The organism is Embleya australiensis (assembly GCF_051903075.1).
Taxonomy (GTDB): domain Bacteria; phylum Actinomycetota; class Actinomycetes; order Streptomycetales; family Streptomycetaceae; genus Embleya.
Genome location: NZ_CP182423.1, coordinates 3,339,286 through 3,356,709 on the forward strand (window position 1 = coordinate 3,339,286; position 17,424 = coordinate 3,356,709).

A 17,424-nucleotide genomic window follows, 5' to 3' on the forward strand; every position below is an offset into this window, starting at 1 on the left:
GAGATGTTGGCGTTCATCGACCGCCGCCTCGGCCGAGGCACCCCGGCCGGGGGCACGCCATGACCCGCCCCGGCCCCACGCACACCGCGACCCCAGCACCGGAGGACTGCCGTGGCCACTGAGGAAACCCTTCGCGAATACCTGAAGTGGGCCACGACCGAACTGCACGACGCACAGCAGCGGATCGCCGCCTTCGAGGCGGCCGCCGCCACCACCGAACCCGTGGCGATCGTCGGCATGGCCTGTCGCCTCCCCGGCGGCGTCGCCTCACCGCACGACCTGTGGGACCTGCTCGAACGCGGCGAGGACACGATCGGCCCGCTGCCCCGCGATCGCGGCTGGGACGTGGACCGGCTGTACCACCCCGACCCGGAGCACCCCGGCACCACCTACGCCGCGGCCGGCGGCTTCATCCGCGACGTCGCGGACTTCGACGCCGACTTCTTCGGCATCTCGCCGCGCGAGGCCCTGGCGATGGATCCGCAACAACGGCTGCTCCTGGAGACCTCCTGGGAGGCCTTCGAACACGCCGGCATCCCGCCGGCCGGTCTGCGCGGCAGCCGGGCGGGTGTATTCATGGGTACGAACAGCGTGGACTACGCCTGGACGAGCGGGCGGGTACCCGACGAGCACCTCGGACACCTGACCACCGGTACGGCCGCCGCCGTACTCGCCGGCCGGCTGTCCTACCTGTACGGGCTCGAAGGTCCCGCCGTGACCGTGGACACCGCGTGCTCCTCGTCGTTGGTGGCCCTGCACCTGGCCGTACAGGCGCTGCGCAACGACGAATGTTCGCTGGCCCTGGTCGGCGGTGTCACGGTGTTGTCGTCCCCGATCCAGTTCCTCGGCTTCAGCGCCCAGCGCGGGTTGGCCGCGGACGGCCGGTGCAAGGCGTTCGCGGAGGCCGCCGACGGTATGGGCCTCGCCGACGGCGCGGGCGTGCTCCTGGTCGAGCGGCTGGCCGACGCACGGCGCGCCGGCCACCGGGTGCTCGCGGTGGTCCGGGGGAGCGCGGTCAATCAGGACGGCGCGGGCAACGGCCTGACCGCCCCCAACGGCCCCTCACAGCAGCGGGTCATCCGGCTCGCGCTGGCGAACGCCGGTCTGTCGGCGGGCGATGTCGACGCAGTCGAGGCACACGGCACCGGTACCACGCTCGGCGACCCGATCGAGGCGCAGGCGCTCCTCGCCACCTACGGCCGGGGCCGCCCGGCCGATCGCCCGCTGTGGCTGGGCTCGGTGAAGTCGAACATCGGCCACACCGGCGCGGCGGCGGGCGTCGCGGGTCTGATCAAGACCGTGCTGGCGATCCGGGCCGGGACCCTGCCCAAAACCCTGCATGCGGAGGAGCGTTCGACCCGGATCGACTGGTCGGCGGGCGCGGTGGAACCGCTCACGGACGCGCGGGCGTGGCCTGAGGTCGATCGTCCGCGCCGCGCCGCGGTCTCGTCGTTCGGGATCAGCGGGACGAACGCGCACGTGATCGTCGAGCAGGCGGCGGAGCCGGAGGCTCCGGAGGCGGGGGAGCCGCGCCCCGTCGCGTGCGGGGCGCTGCCGTTCGTGGTGTCGGGCAAGTCGGAGGCCGCGCTGCGGGCGCAGGCGGGCCGACTCGCCGCATTCGTGGCCGAGCACCCCGAGTCGGACCCGGCGGCGGTCGCAGCGGCGCTGGTCGCCACCCGGTCGGCGTTCGAGCACCGGGCTGTCGTATCGGCCTCGGACCACGGGGAGTTGACCGCGCGTCTGGCGGCGCTGGCTGCCGGGGAGCCGACGGCGGGTGTGGTGTCCGGGGTGGTGCGGTCCTCGGGGCGGACGGTGTTGGTGTTTCCGGGGCAGGGGTCGCAGTGGGTGGGGATGGGTGCGGAGTTGCTCGACGAGTTTCCTGTGTTTGCCGCGCGGGTCGCGGAGTGTGAGGTGGCGTTGGGGCCGTTTGTGGGTTGGTCGTTGGTGTCGGTGCTGCGGTCGGGGTCGGGGGTGTGGCAGGGGCGGGTGGATGTGGTGCAGCCGGTGTTGTGGGCGGTGATGGTCTCGCTCGCGGAGTTGTGGCGTTCGTTCGGTGTGGTGCCGGATGCGGTGGTGGGTCATTCGCAGGGGGAGATCGCGGCTGCGTGTGTGGCGGGGGCGTTGTCTTTGGCGGATGGCGCGAAGGTGGTGGCGTTGCGGAGTCGGGCGCTGTCGGTGTTGGCGGGTTCCGGGGCGATGGTGTCGGTGTCGTTGGCGCATGCCGATGTGGTCGAGTTGTTGGGCCTGTTCGAGGGGCGGTTGTCGGTTGCGGCGGTGAACGGGCCGGGGTCGGTGACGGTGTCCGGTGATCCGGGTGCGGTGGATGAGCTGGTCGTGGTGTGTGAGGCGCGGGGGGTGTGGGCGCGTCGGGTGCCGGTGGATTACGCGTCGCATTCGGTGCGGGTGGAGTCGGTCCGGGACCGGCTGCTTGCCGAGTTGGCGGACGTCGAACCCGTGCCGTCCACGGTGCCGTTCTATTCGACGGTGACCGCCGAACGGCTGGAGTCCGCGGCCCTTGATGCCGATTACTGGTACGCGAACCTGCGGCGCACGGTGCGTTTCGAGGAGACCGTGCGGCTCCTGCTGGCTCATGGGTTCGACGCCTTTGTCGAGGCGAGCGCCCACCCGGTGCTGACCACGCCCATCGAGAGCACCGTCGAAGCCGCCGACGCCGAAGCGGTGGTGCTCGGGACGCTGCGCCGGGACGCGGGCGGCCTCGACGACTTCACCGCCGCGCTGGCGCAGGCGTACGTCGACGGCCTCGCCGTGGACTGGTCGCCCCTCGTGGGCGAACACACGGCCGGGGACGTCGAGTTGCCGACCTACGCGTTCCGCCGGCGGCGGTACTGGCTGCGCGACGTCGTGACCGGCGGCGCCGACGATGCGGCCGGGCTCGGGCTCACCGGTGAGGGCCACCCCCTCCTCGGAGCCTCGGTGTCCCTGGCGGACGGGCAGGGATTCCTGCTCACCGGGCGGCTGTCGCTGTCCTCGCACTCCTGGCTCGGGGACCACGCGGTCGCCGGGAGGGTGTTGCTGCCCGGTACGGCCTTCGTCGAACTGGCCGTGCGGGCCGGTGATTCCGTGGGATGCGGCCTGCTGGCCGAACTGGCCCTGGAGGCACCGCTGATGCTGTCCGAGCAGGGCGGCGTGCGGATCCAGGTCGTGGTCGCGGCACCGGGGGTCGACGGTGGCCGGGCGGTCTCCGTGTTCTCGCGCGTCGACGACGACGCCGATCGGGAGTGGACCCGGCACGCCGCCGGCCTCCTCCTGCCCGACGCCGCCCCGCCGACCGACACCGGCACCGCGCCGACCGCGTGGCCGCCGGTCGGTGCGCGGCCGATCGAGCTGGATCGTTTCTATCCGGACCTGGCCGAGGCGGGTTATGCCTACGGCCCGTCCTTCCGAGGGCTGTGCGCGGCCTGGCGGGTCGGCGAGGACGTGTACGCCGAAGTGGCCCTCCCCGCCGAACAACGCGAGCATGCCCACCGCTTCGGGATTCACCCGGCGCTCCTGGACGCGGCGGTACAGGTGGCGGCGTTGACCGGCATCGGCGACGCCCGCGCCGCGATCCGCCTGCCGTTCGTGTGGAGCGGCGTACGCCTGTCGGCCTCCGGCGCGTCGTCGCTGCGGGTGCGACTGTCTGTGGACGACGACGACTTCGTGAGCATCGAGGCGACCGACGGCACCGGCGAACCGGTCTTCTCCGCACAAAGCCTCACCCTCCGGACGATCACCGCCGACCGACTCGCCCACGCCGCCGACGAGACGGCCGACAGCCTCTTTCACCTGGACTGGATCCCGATCCCGGTGGTCGAACAGCCGGGGGCGGACGAGATCACCCTGCTCGACTGCGCCCCATCGGCTTTCGGCGACGGGCCGGCGGACGCCATTGTGGCGGCGACGGCCGAGGTGTTGGCACGCATCCAGGGTTGGCTCGCGGCCGAGGGGCAGGCACAGTCGCGGCTGGTCCTGGTGACCCACGGCGCGGTGGCGGCAGGACCGGCCGATGTGGTCACGGACCTCGTACACGCGCCGGTGTGGGGCCTGGTCAGGTCCGCGCAGACCGAACACCCGGGCAGGTTCGTGCTGGTGGACACGGATGACAGCGCGGCGTCGGCGGCGCTCCTCGACGCCGCCGTGCGCAGCGGGGAGTCGCAACTCGCGCTGCGCCATGGCGACATGCTCGTGCCCCGGCTGGCCCGGGCCGGCGCCGCCGACGCGCTGATCCTGCCGCCGGGGGCCTGGCGGTTGCACATGCCCGGGGCCGGCACGCCGGCGGACCTGGCACCGGTGCCCGCGCCGGAGGCCCTGGAGCCCCTGCGATCAGGGCAGGTGCGCATCGCGGCGCGGGCGGCGGGGCTCAACTTCCGCGATGTGCTGATCGTGTTGGGCATGTATCCGGATGCCGCGACGATGGGCGGCGAAGGCGCGGGCGTGGTGACCGAGGCAGGTCCCGGCGTATCCGAATTTGCCGTCGGAGATCGGGTGTTGGGGCTGTTCCCGGCTTTCGGGCAGACCGCGGTGGCCGACGTGCGGACCCTCGTACAGGTGCCCGACGGATGGTCGTGGGAGCAGGCGGCGTCGGTGCCGGTGGCCTTCCTGACGGCCTATCACGGGTTGTCCGCGCTCGGTCGGCTGGGTGCGGGCGAGTCGGTGTTGATCCACGCGGGGACCGGCGGGGTGGGGATGGCGGCGGTGCGGGTCGCCCGGCACCTGGGTGCCGAGGTGTTCGCGACGGCGAGTCGTGGCAAGTGGGATGTGCTGCGGTCGTTGGGGTTGGACGACGCGCATATCGGTGATTCGCGCACGCTCGATTTCGCGACGCGTTTCCGGGCCGCGACGGGCGGCCGGGGTGTGGACGTGGTGTTGAACTCGCTGGCGGGCGAGTTCGTGGACGCCTCGCTGCAACTGCTGGCCGACGGCGGCAGGTTCGTGGAGATGGGCAAGGCCGATGTCCGGGACGAGGCGGCGGTTCGCGCGGCTCGGCCCGGCGTCGCGTCGTATCGGGCCTTCGATCTGGTCGAGGCGGCGGGCGCGGACGGGATCGCGGAGTTGTTCGCCGTGCTGATGCCCCTGTTCCAATCGGGTGTGTTGGCGCCGGTCCCGGTGCGGTGTTTCGACGTGCGGCGGGCACCCGAGGCGTTTCGGTTCATGGCGCAGGCGCGGCATACGGGGAAGTTGGTGCTCCGGATGCCGGTGCCGCTCGATCCGGACGGGACGGTGTTGATCACAGGCGGCACCGGCACGCTGGGCGCTCTGGTGGCTCGGCATCTCGTCGCCGAACACGGTGTGCGCGCTCTGGTGTTGCTCAGTCGCAGCGGCATGGCCGCCCCGGGCGCGGCGGAGCTGGTGTCCGAACTCTCCGGTCTCGGGGCGCGGGTGGTCGTCGAGGAGTGCGACGCGGCCGACCGCGAAGCCCTCGCCGAAGTGCTCGCGCACATCCCGGAATCCGCGCCGCTCACCGGGGTCCTACACGCCACCGGAGTCCTGGCCGACGGCCTGGTCGAGTCCATGACGCCGGAAGATCTGGAATCGGTGTTGCGGGCCAAGGTCGACGGTGCGATCAACCTGCACGAGTTGACCGCCGGCCACGACCTCGCCGCCTTCGTGCTCTTCTCCTCGATCGCCGGCGTCCTGGGCAGCCCGGCGCAGGCCAACTATGCCGCCGCCAACACCTTCGTGGACGCACTGGCCGCGCACCGGCAGGCCGCCGGCGCGCCGGGTACGTCGTTGGCCTGGGGACTGTGGGCGGAGACCAGCGGCATGACCGGGCGGCTCGGCCGCGACGACCTGAACCGGATGGCGCGCGGCGGCGTCCTGCCCATGTCCAACACGCTCGGACTCCGGCTCTTCGACGCCGCCCGATCCGGACCGTGGACGCTCGTCCTGCCGATGCGGGTGGACCCGGCGGCGCTGCGCACGTCGGCCGGGACGGGCACACTGCCGGAGGTGTTCGGCGGCCTGGTACGCGGTCCGGCCCGGCGGGTCGCGGCGACCGACGGGGACGTGGGCGGGTCGATCTGGCAGCGGCGCACCGCCGCTCTCGGGCCCGCCGAGCGTTCGCGCGTGTTGCTGGCACTGGTCCGGACGCACGCCGCCGCCGTACTCGGCCACGGCGACGAGACGGCGGTCCCCGCCGACCGCGCCTTCAAGGCACTCGGCTTCGATTCGCTGACCGCGGTCGAACTGCGCAATCGGCTTGCCGCCGGCACCGGGCTGCGGCTGCCCGCCACGCTGATCTTCGACCATCCGACCCCGGCCGCGTTGGCCGGCCGGCTCGGCGCCGAACTGTACGGGGCGGAGCCGGAGTCGGTCGCCGAGGAGCCGGTCGCCGACGCCCACGAGCCGATCGCGATCGTCGGCATGGCCTGCCGATTCCCCGGGGACGTGCGCTCCGCCGACGACCTGTGGCGGCTGATCGCGGCGGGCGCGGACGCGATCTCCGAGTTCCCGACGAATCGCGGCTGGGACCTCGCCGGACTGTTCCACCCGGACCCCGACCATCCGGGCACCAGCTACACCCGATCCGGTGGATTCCTGTACGACGCCGACCGGTTCGACGCCGACCTGTTCGGGATCAGTCACCGCGAGGCACTGGCGATGGATCCGCAGCAGCGGTTGCTCCTGGAGACGTCCTGGGAGGCGCTCGAACACGCCGGCATCGCGCCGGACGCCCTCGGTGGCAGTCGGATCGGCGTGTACACCGGACTCGCCGCGCAAGGGTACGCGGGCAGGCTCGACCGGGCCCCGCACGAACTGGAGGGCTACCTGGGCACCGGGAACACGCCGAGCGTGGGCTCCGGGCGGGTCGCGTACACCTTCGGGTTCGAAGGGCCCGCGGTCACCGTCGACACGGCCTGTTCGTCCTCGCTCGTCGCGCTGCACCTGGCGGTCCAGGCGCTGCGCGGCGGGGAGTGCACGATGGCCCTGGCGGGTGGGGTGACCGTGATGTCGGAGCCGGGGTTGTTCGTCGAGTTCAGTCGGCAACGCGGTCTCGCGGCGGACGGCCGCTGCAAGGCGTTCGCGGCGTCCGCCGACGGGTTCGGGCCGGCCGAGGGGGTCGGCGTCCTGGTGGTCGAGCGCCTGTCGGACGCCGTCCGCGACGGGCACCGCGTACTCGCCGTCGTCCGCGGGTCCGCGGTGAACCAGGACGGCGCGAGCAACGGGCTGACCGCGCCCAACGGGCCGGCGCAGCAGCGGGTGATCCGGCAGGCCCTGGCCAACGCGGGGCTGGCGACGCGGGACATCGACGCGGTCGAGGCGCACGGGACGGGCACCACGCTCGGCGACCCGATCGAGGCGCAGGCGCTGATCGCGACCTATGGCCGGGATCGGCCGGCGCACCGACCGGTGCACGTCGGCTCGGTGAAATCCAACATCGGGCACACGCAGGCGGCGGCGGGTGTCGCGGGCGTGATCAAGATGGTGTTGGCGATGCGCGCGGGCGTCCTACCCGCGACGCTGCACGTCGACGAGCCGACCCCGCACGTCGACTGGTCGGCCGGCACGGTGGAGTTGTCGACGGCGCCGTGCCCGTGGCCCGCCCTCGGCCGGCCGCGTCGGGCGGCCGTCTCGGCGTTCGGGGTCAGCGGTACGAACGCGCACGTGATCCTCGAACAACCGCCCGCCGAGCCGGCACGGGAGCGGGCACCTCGCCCGGCCGACGGTCCGGGAACGGCCCTGCCCCGCCCGCCTGTTGTCCTGTCCGCCCACTCCGCCAAGGCACTGCGCGCGCAGGCCGCGCGGCTCGCCGAACACATCGAGCCGTCGGCACCGGAGCGATCCGCGAATGGCCCTGTGTCGAACGAACCCGGCAACGATTACCGCGAGTTGGTCGATCTTGCCTACTCGTCCGTCGTTTCGCGGGCGGGGCTCGAACACCGGGCCGTGGTCACCGCGGCCGACCGGAAGGGGTTGGCGACCGCCCTTGCGGGGTTGGCGGCCGGGGGCTCTGGGGTCGACGCGGTGCTCGGTGTCGCCCAGGCTGGGCATCGTCCGGTGTTCGTCTTTCCCGGACAGGGTTCCCAGTGGGTCGGGATGGCCGGCGGGCTGCTCGACGCGTCACCCGAGTTCGCCGCGCGGATCCGGGCGTGCGAGGCGGCGCTCGCGCCGTTCGTCGACTGGTCGTTGACCACGATCCTGGGTTCGGATTCGGACGGGTGGCTGGAGCGGGTCGACGTGGTGCAGCCGGTGTTGTGGGCGGTGATGGTCTCGCTGGCCCGGTTGTGGCGGGCGTACGGTGTGCACCCCGCCGCCGTGGTGGGCCACTCCCAGGGCGAGATCGCCGCCGCCTGTGTCGCGGGCGCCCTCTCCCTGGAGGACGGCGCCCGGATCGTCGCGCTGCGCAGCAGGGCGCTGCTCGACCTGTCCGGCAAGGGCGGGATGGCCTCGGTGGCGCTGTCCGCCGACGAAGCGGCCGAACTGACCGCGCCGTTCGGTGACCGCGTCGCGCTCGCGGCGGTCAACGCCCCGCATTCGGTGACCCTTTCCGGCGACCCGGCGGCGCTGACCGAGGTGTTGGCGCGGTGCGAGGAGCGCGACGTCTGGGCGCGGCGCGTCCCGGTCGACTACGCCTCGCACTCCCCGCAGGTCGAGTCGATCCGCGAAACACTGCTCAACGCCCTCGCCGGCCTCGAACCACGCGCCGCGGACGTGCCGTTCCTCTCCGCCGTCACCGGCGCGATGGTCGAGGGCACCACCCTGGACGCCGACTACTGGTACACCAACCTGCGCCGAACCGTACGCTTCGACGAGAGCGTCCGGGCCCTGCTCGACCAGGGCCACGACGCCTTCGTCGAGGTCAGCGCCCACCCGGTGCTGACCACCGGCATCCTGGAGACGGTCGAGGCGGCCGGCTCGCGAGCCGCGGTCCTGGACACCCTGCGGCGCGGCGAGGGCGGCCCCGACCGGTTCACCGGCGCCCTGGCCCGGGCGTACGTGCACGGCGTGGACGTCGACTGGCGGGTCGCCTTCGCCGACACCGAGCCGAGGGTGACGGCCCTGCCCACGTACGCGTTCCAGCGGGAGCGGTACTGGCTCCGGGGCGACTCGGGCACCGCGACCGACGCTCGGGGACTGGGGCTGACCGCGACCGGACACCCCGTACTCGGCGCGGCGATCGACCTGCCCGACGCGGCCGGGATCGTCTTCACCGGACGCGTCGGCCGGCACACCCGCCCGTGGCCGGTCGAGTCGCCGTTCCCGGGCACGGCGGTGCTGCCCGGCGCGGCCTTCGTCGAACTCGCCCTGCATGCGGGCCGATCGACCGGTCTCGGCACGGTGGAGGAACTGACCCTGACGGCGCCGCTGCAACTGCCGGAGTGCGACGGCGTACATCTGCGGGTGGTGGTCGGCGCCGCCCGCCCCGACGGCCGCCGGACGGTGGCCGTGCACTCCCGGTCCGACGACCCGGCGGCAGCCGGAACCTGGACCCGGCACGCCGAGGGCCTGCTCGCTCCCGTGGCCGAGGCGACGGAGGACGCGGCCGGGCCGGAGGACGACCTGCTCGTGTGGCCGCCGGTCGGTGCGGTACCGGTTGCGATCCCGGTGCCCGTGCCGACCGGTGACGATGTGGCGGACCCGGCCGATCAAGTCCTGTGCGGCGTGTGGCAGTCGGGCACGACCCGGTACGCGGAGGTCGCGCTCCCCGCCGATCGTCGGCAGGACGCCGCCGGCTACGGGCTGCATCCCGTGCTCGTGACGGCCGCGCTGCGAGCGCTCGGCGCGGGAGCGGCGGCGGGGGAGAGCGACGCGGCGATCCGGATGCCGTTCATATGGTCCGGCGTCACGCTGCACGCGCCCGGCGCGACCTCGCTGCGGATCCGGCTGGAGGCGGCGGGCGACACCTCGGACACTCTGTCGCTGGTCGCGGCGACCACGACCGGCGCGGCGGCCTTCACGGTGCGCTCGCTCGTACTGCGCGCGGTCTCGCCGGAGCGCTTTCGGGCCGCGCTCGCCGAGGCGAAATCCTCGGCGAGGGACGGCGATTCGGTCCTGCCGCCGCAGCCCGTCACGGTCCGGACGGTGGACGAGGTCGGGACGGGGGACGAGGCCGCGGGCGGCGCCCTGTCGCGCCGACTGGCCGCGCTGGGCGCGATGGAGCGGCGGCGGGCGCTGCGCGACCTGGTGGTGGCCCATATCGCGGCGGTCCTGGGTCAGGCCGAAGCGGGCGTGCCCATGGACAAGCCGCTGCGCGACCTCGGCCTCGACTCGATGGCCGCGGTCGAACTGCGCGGTCGGCTGAGTACCGCCCTCGGCCTGCACCTGCCGGTCACCCTCGTGTTCAGCCACCCCACCGCAACCGCCCTCGCCGCCCACCTGGAGACCACCCTCGGACCCGAGACCGCGACCGAGGTCGGTCCGGCGCCGATGGCGTTCGGCCGACTGGAGCACGCGCTGTCCCGGCTGCCCGCCGACCCGGCGACGCGGGCGGCGGTCGCCCGGCGGCTGGAAACCCTGCTGTGGACCTGGCGCGACCCGTCCGACGTCGAGGCGCCGGACTACACCGGCCTGGACGGAGAGGCCCTGGACGGGGAGGCACTGGCCGCCTCCTCCGCCGAAGACATGTTCGACCTGCTCGACCGGGAACTGGGGCCCGACAGCGCCTGACCCGACGTAAGAGGACCCCCTCCGGCTTCCCTCCGGCCACCTGGCGAAAGTGGGCTCGCGTGTCGACCAACGCATCGAGCGACGCATCGGCGGACGCTTCGACCAACGCTTCGACGGACTCTTCGACCAACGCAGCGACCAACGTGTCGACCAACGCGTCGACCAACGAGGAAAAGCTCCTCGACTACCTCAAGCGCGCCACCGCCGATCTCGGCCGGACCCGCCGCAGGTTGCGCGAGGTCGAGGCGGCGGCACACGAGCCGATCGCCGTGGTCGCCACCGCCTGCCGCTACCCCGGCGGGGTGGACACGCCCGAGGAGTTGTGGCGGCTCGTCGCCGAAGAGGTCGACGCCGTCGGCGACTTCCCGCGCGACCGCGGCTGGGACGTGGACGGCATCTACGACCCGGACCCCGCCAGGGCCGGGCACACGTACACCCGGCGCGGCGGATTCCTGGCCGGCGCGGCCGACTTCGACGCCGAACTGTTCGGCGTCAACCCGCGCGAGGCACTGGCCATGGACCCGCAACAGCGGTTGTTCCTGGAGACCTCCTGGGAGGTGTTCGAGCGCGCCGGCATCGACCCGACCTCGCTCGGCGGCAGTCGGGTCGGGGTGTTCGCCGGCGCCATCTCCTCGGGCTACGCCGAGCGGATCGTGGACGTGCCGGAAGAGGTCGAGGGATACCTCGGCACCGGCGGCATGGTCAGCGTCGTCTCCGGGCGCGTCGCCTACACCCTCGGCCTCCAGGGCCCGGCCGTCACGGTCGACACCGCGTGCTCGTCCTCGCTCGTGGCCGTCCACCTCGCCGTGCACGCGCTGCGTCGCGGCGAGTGCACGATGGCACTGGCCGGCGGGGTGACCGTGCTGTCCACGCCCGGCATCTTCGTCGAGTTCAGCCGGCAGCGCGGCCTCGCCCCCGACGGGCGCTGCAAGGCGTTCGCCGCGGCGGCGGACGGCACCGGCTGGGCCGAGGGCGCGGGCGTGCTGCTGCTCGAACGGCTCGGCGACGCCGTCCGGGCCGGACACCGCGTACTGGCCGTCATCCGGGGCAGCGCCGTGAACCAGGACGGCGCCGGCAACGGTCTGACCGCCCCCAACGACCTCGCCCAGGAACGGGTCATCCGCCAAGCCCTCGACGCCGCACGGCTGAACGCCCGCGACGTCGACGCGGTCGAGGCCCACGGCACCGGTACGGTCCTGGGCGACCCGATCGAGGCGCGGGCCCTGCTGGCCACCTACGGCCGCGACCGGCCCGCCGGACGACCGCTGCGCCTCGGCGCGGTCAAGTCGAACATCGGCCACACCGGCGCGGCGGCGGGCGTGGCCGGCGTGATCAAGATGATCGAGGCCATGCGGCACGAACTGCTGCCGCGAACCCTGCACGTGGACGAGCCGACCCCGCACGTCGACTGGTCGTCCGGCGGCGTCGAACTCCTCACCCGGGCCCAACCCTGGCCGAGCGACGGCGGTCCGCGCCGGGCCGGGATCTCCTCCTTCGGCGTGAGCGGCACCAACGCACACGTGATCGTGGAGGAGGCGCCGCGGTCGCCGGCGGAACCCGAGCCGGGTGGACCCGTGCCGGGTGAACCCGACGTGCCGACCGGCGCCGATATCCCCGCGTTGCCCTGGGTCCTCGGTGCCCGGGGCGACGAGGCGTTGCGGGACCAGGCCGCTCGGCTCGCCGCGCATCTGCGGGCGCGGCCGGGGTTTCGGCCCGCCGACGTGGGCTATTCGCTGGCCGTGTCGCGGGCCGCCCTCGACTCCCGTGCCGTCGTCGTGGGCACCGGTCCCGACGACCTGCTCGCCGGGCTCGACGCGCTGGCCCGAGGCGAGGAAACCACCCATGTCGTGCGCGGTCGGGTCGGCCAGGACACCCGCGTGGCCTACCTGTTCACCGGTCAGGGCGGTCAGCGTGCCGGCATGGGCCGGGAACTGTACGCGGCCTGGCCGGTGTTCGCCGACGCCTTCGACGCGGTGGCCCGGGAGCTGGACGCCCGACTGGCCGGCCGCGTCGAACGGCCGGTGGCCGAGGTCGTGTTGAGCGTCGACGATCCGGGCACCGCGGAACTGCTCGGGCGGACCGTCTACGCGCAGACCGGCCTGTTCGCGCTCCAGGTCGCCCTGTTCCGACTCTACGAATCGTGGGGCGTGTGCCCCGAGTTGCTGCTGGGCCACTCGATCGGCGAGTTGTCCGCCGCCCACCTGGCCGGGGTGTGGTCGCTGCCCGACGCGGCGGCGCTGGTCGCGGCCCGTGCGCTCGCGATGCAGGAACTGCCCTCCGGCGGCGCGATGGTCGCGGTCGCCGCAAGCGAGGAGGAGGTACGCGCCGCGATCGCCGACACCGTCGCCGCGCACGGCGGCGCCGTGGATGTGGCGGCGGTCAACGGCCCGGCCGCCGTGGTGCTCTCCGGAGACACCGAGCCGGTGCTCGCGCTGGCCCGGCGGTTCGCCGAACAGCGCCGCCGGACTCGGCGGTTGGAGACGAGCCACGCGTTCCACAGTGCGCACATGGACGGCCTGTCCGACCGGTTTCGCGAAGTGGCGGCGAGCGTTTCGGCGTCGGCCCCGCGCATCCCGGTGATCTCCAACCGGACCGGCCGCCCCCTCACGGCGGAGGAGGCGGGCAGCGCGGACTACTGGGTTCGGCACGTGCGCGAGACGGTAAGGTTCGCCGACGGCCTCGCCGCGCTCGCCGACGCGGGCGCGACCGCGCTGGTCGAACTGGGTCCCGACGGGGTGTTGACCGCGCTCGCCCGGGACTTCCCGCCCGCCCGCCGGTCCGGATCGGCCGTGATCTCGGTCTGCGTACCGGCCCTGCGCCGGGGCCGCCCGGAGGCGGTCACCGCGATACACGCTCTCGGCGCCCTGCATGCGTCCGGCAGCCGGATCGACGGCGAGCGGTTCTTCGCCGGCACCGGCGCCCGCCGGATCGACCTGCCCACCTACGCGTTCCGCCGCAGGCGATACTGGCTCGATGTCGACGCGGGCGCGCCGATACCGGCCGGCCCGGGGTCGACCGCCACCGGCCACCCGCTGCTCGGCGCCGAACTGAGCCTGGCGGCCGGCGACGGACCCGTCCTCACCGGAAGGTTGTCCCGACGCACCCACCCGTGGCTGGCGGACCATGCGGTCGGCGGCAGCGTGCTCTTCCCCGGAACCGCGTTCGTGGAGGTCGCGATCCGGGCCGGCGACCGGGCGGGTTGCCCGCACGTGGCCGAACTCATGGTGGAGGCGCCGCTCGTCGTTCCCGAGGACGACGCGGTGTGGATCCAGGTCACGGTCGGACCGGTCGAGGAGGCCGGCCGGCGCCGGGTGGAGGTGCACTCCCGGCGCGAGGACACGGGCGACCACGCATCGGGTACGGACGGCGCGTGGACCCGGCACGCGGTCGGCGTACTCGCCCCCGAAGCCGTCGCCGAGACCGCGCCCGACGCGGATCCCGTCACCTCGGCGCCGTGGCCGCCGCCCGGAGCCGAACCGGTCGACCTCGGCGACTTCTACGCCGACCTCGCGGCCGGCGGCTTCGGGTACGGCCCGTCCTTCCGCGGCCTGCGCGCGGCCTGGCGGCTCGCCGATCACGTGTACGCCGAGGTCGCCCTGCCCGACGAACACCTCGCCACCGCCGCCGACTTCCTCCTGCACCCGGCGCTCTTCGACGCGGCCCTGCACGCCGGCGGCCTGATCGAGCACGGGCACGAACCCGGGCAGCCGCGACTGGTCTTCTCCTGGAGCGGGGTGAGCGTGCACGCCGTCGGCGCCGGGGCACTGCGGGTACGGTTGTCGGTCATCGGCGCCGATGCGGTCGAACTGGTCGCCGCCGACGGCTCCGGCAACCCCGTGGTCTCGGTCCGCGAACTGGTGACGCGCCCGGCGGGCCCCGCCGAAGCGGGCGGTGGCGAGCTGTACCGGCTCGCCTGGGTCCCGCTCGTCGCACCCGAGCAGCCGCAGGACACGGGTGACGAGGGCCCGTGGGCCGTCCTCGCCCCCGACACCTTCGGCCTGGGCGATGCGCTGGAGCAGGCCGGGATCGCGGTGCGCGAGCATCGCGAACTCGCCACACTCGCCCGGGAGTCCGCCGCGCCGGCGGTGGTCCTGCTCCCGCTCGCCCCGGAGCCCGTGGCGGCGCTGCCCGACTCGGCAGAGCGGGCCGTGGAGCGCATGCTGCACACGGTCCGACAGTGGTTGGCGTACCCCGCGTGGGCGGCGACCCGGTTGGTCGTCCTCACGCGCGGCGCGGTCGCGGCCCGCCCCGGCGAGGGCATCACCGACCCGGCCCACGCGCCCGTCTGGGGCCTGCTGCGCTCGGTACAGGCCGAACATCCGGGGCGGTTCCTGCTCGTCGACATCGACCCGGACGCCGCCGCGCCGACCACGCTGCCCGACGTCGTACGGGCGGCGTTCGCCGCCGGCGAATCGCAGACCGCCCTGCGCGCGGGTGCGGCGGTGGTCCCGAGGATCGCCCGGGGCGACGACACCAAGCCCCTGCCCGCCACGCCCGACGGCCCCTGGGTGCTGGACACCACCGGCGCGGGCGACCTGGACCGCCTCGCGCCGCTGCCCTTCCCGGCCGCCGCCCGCCCGCTCGCCCCCCACGAGATCCGGCTTGCCGTCCGCGCGGCCGGCCTCAACTTCCGCGACGTGCTGGTCGGTCTCGGCGTGGTACCCGCGCACGTCGGCATGGGCACCGAGGCCGCCGGGATCGTCACCGAGGTCGGCTCGGCCGCCGGCTCCTGGCGACCCGGCGACCGCGTGACGGGCCGGGTGCCCGCAGCGCTCGGCCCGGTCGCCGTCGTCGACCACCGGGCCGTCGTGCGCATCCCGGCGGGATGGACGTTCGCCGAGGCCGCCGGCATGCCGGTCGCCTTCCAGACCGCCCACCACGCCCTGTTCGACGTCGCCGGCCTCAAGCCGGGCGAATCCGTCCTGATCCACGCGGCGGCCGGCGGCGTGGGCATGGCCGCCGTACAACTGGCCCGGCACCTCGGCGCCGAGGTCTACGCCACGGCGAGCCCCGGCAAGTGGGACGCCCTGCGCGAACTCGGCCTGGACGACCGGCACATCGCCTCCTCCCGCTCGCTTGACTTCGAGCACGCCTTCGCAAGCGCGGGCGACGGCCGCGGCGTCGACGTCGTGCTCAACGCGCTGGCCCGGGAGTACGTGGACGCCTCGCTGCGCCTGCTGGCACCCGGCGGCCGGCTGGTCGAACTCGGCAAGACCGACCGGCGCGACCCCGAAGCCGTCGCCGCGCGGTACCCGGGGGTGACCTACCACCCCTTCGTCGACCCAGGCCCCGAGCGCATCGGCCGCATCCTCACCGAGATCCTCGACCTCGTCGAAGGCGGCGCCCTGCACCTGCTCCCGCTGCGCACCTGGGATATCCGGGAGGCCGCACACGCGTACCGTTACATGAGCCAGGCCAGGCACATCGGCAAGATCGTGCTGACCGTGCCCGCCGCACTCGACCCCGAAGGCACCGTACTGATCACCGGGGGTACCGGCGCCCTCGGCGGCCTGCTGGCCCGGCACCTGGTGACCGAGCACGGTGCCGGACACTTGCTGCTCACCGGTCGGGCCGGCGAGCGGGCCCCGGGCGCCCCGGCACTGCGCGAGGAACTGCGCCGACTGGGCGCCCGGCACGTCGAGATCGTCGCCTGCGACGTCGCCGACCGGGAGCAACTGGCCGACGTACTGGCCCGGGTGCCCGCCGCGCACCCCCTGACCGCCGTCGTGCACGCCGCCGGCGTGGTCGAGGACGGCGTGGTCACGTCCATGACCGGCGACGGGCTGCGCCGGGTGTTGCGCCCGAAGATCGCCGGCGCGATGAACCTGCACCGGTTGACCGCCGACGCCGACCTCGCGATGTTCGTGCTGTACTCGTCGGTGGCCGGGGTGTTCGGCGGCGCGGGACAGGGCGGCTACGCGGCGGCCAATACCTTCCTGGACGCACTGGCCCACCACCGCCGGGCGGCCGGGCTGCCCGGCGGCTCGCTGGCCTGGGGGTTGTGGGACCAGGCGAGCGAGATCACCGCCGGCCTCGGTCCGGCCGACCGGGCCCGGGCGGCGCGCTCGGGGATGGTGCCGCTGTCCGCCGCGCAGGGCCTGGCCCTGTTCGACGCCGCCACGAAACTGCCGGATCCGCTGCTGCTGCCGCTGCGCTTCGACGGCGCGGCCCTGGAACGCGGCGCCGGCCCGGTACCCGCCGTGTTGCGCGGCCTGGTGCGCGGCCGGAGACGGCGCAGTGCTCGCACCACCGCCCGGACGGAGCCGCCCGCCGACCTGGGACGGCGCCTGGCCGCATCCGCCGAGGCGGACCGGCGTAGGCTGCTGGTCGACTTGGTCCGCGGCCACGCGGGCACCGTGCTGGGCCTCGGCGGCGCGGACGCGGTGGACTCGTACCGTGGCTTCACCGACATGGGCTTCGACTCGCTGACCGCCGTGGAACTGCGCAACCGCCTCGACGCCGCCACCGACCTGCGGCTGCCCGCCACCCTGGTCTTCGACCACCCGACCCCGGCCGACCTCGCGGAGCACCTGTACGCCGAACTCGTCCCGGACACCGACACCTCCGCCGCGGTGCCCGCGCTGCTCGCCGAACTCGACCGCCTGGCCGTCCGGCTCGCCGAGGTGCGTGCCGACGAGGACGACGACCGCGCCGAGATCGCGGGCCGGATCGACCGGCTGCGCACCGCGTGGCGCGGCCGGGAGGAGTATGCCGCCGCGGCCGGCGCCTCGGCATCCGCCGCCGCGCGGCTCGAAGCGGCGAGCGCGGACGAGGTGCTCGACTTCATCGATCGCGAACTCGGGTCGCCCTGAGCGG

At 74.2% G+C, this 17,424-nt stretch carries 2 protein-coding genes; both read left to right on the forward strand.

Translation table 11 applies throughout. The features are described from left to right. Nucleotides 1–111: 111 nt before the first annotated feature. Nucleotides 112–10,608, forward strand: coding sequence for an SDR family NAD(P)-dependent oxidoreductase (locus ACMXN5_RS44800; RefSeq protein ID WP_439680613.1), 10,497 nt, complete (start codon nt 112–114; stop codon nt 10,606–10,608). A 143-nt stretch (nt 10,609–10,751) separates the two neighbouring features. Further along, on the forward strand, nt 10,752–17,420 hold the full coding sequence (locus ACMXN5_RS44805; RefSeq protein ID WP_439680614.1) for an SDR family NAD(P)-dependent oxidoreductase: 6,669 nt from the start codon (nt 10,752–10,754) through the stop codon (nt 17,418–17,420). The last annotated feature ends 4 nt before the right edge of the window (nt 17,421–17,424 follow it).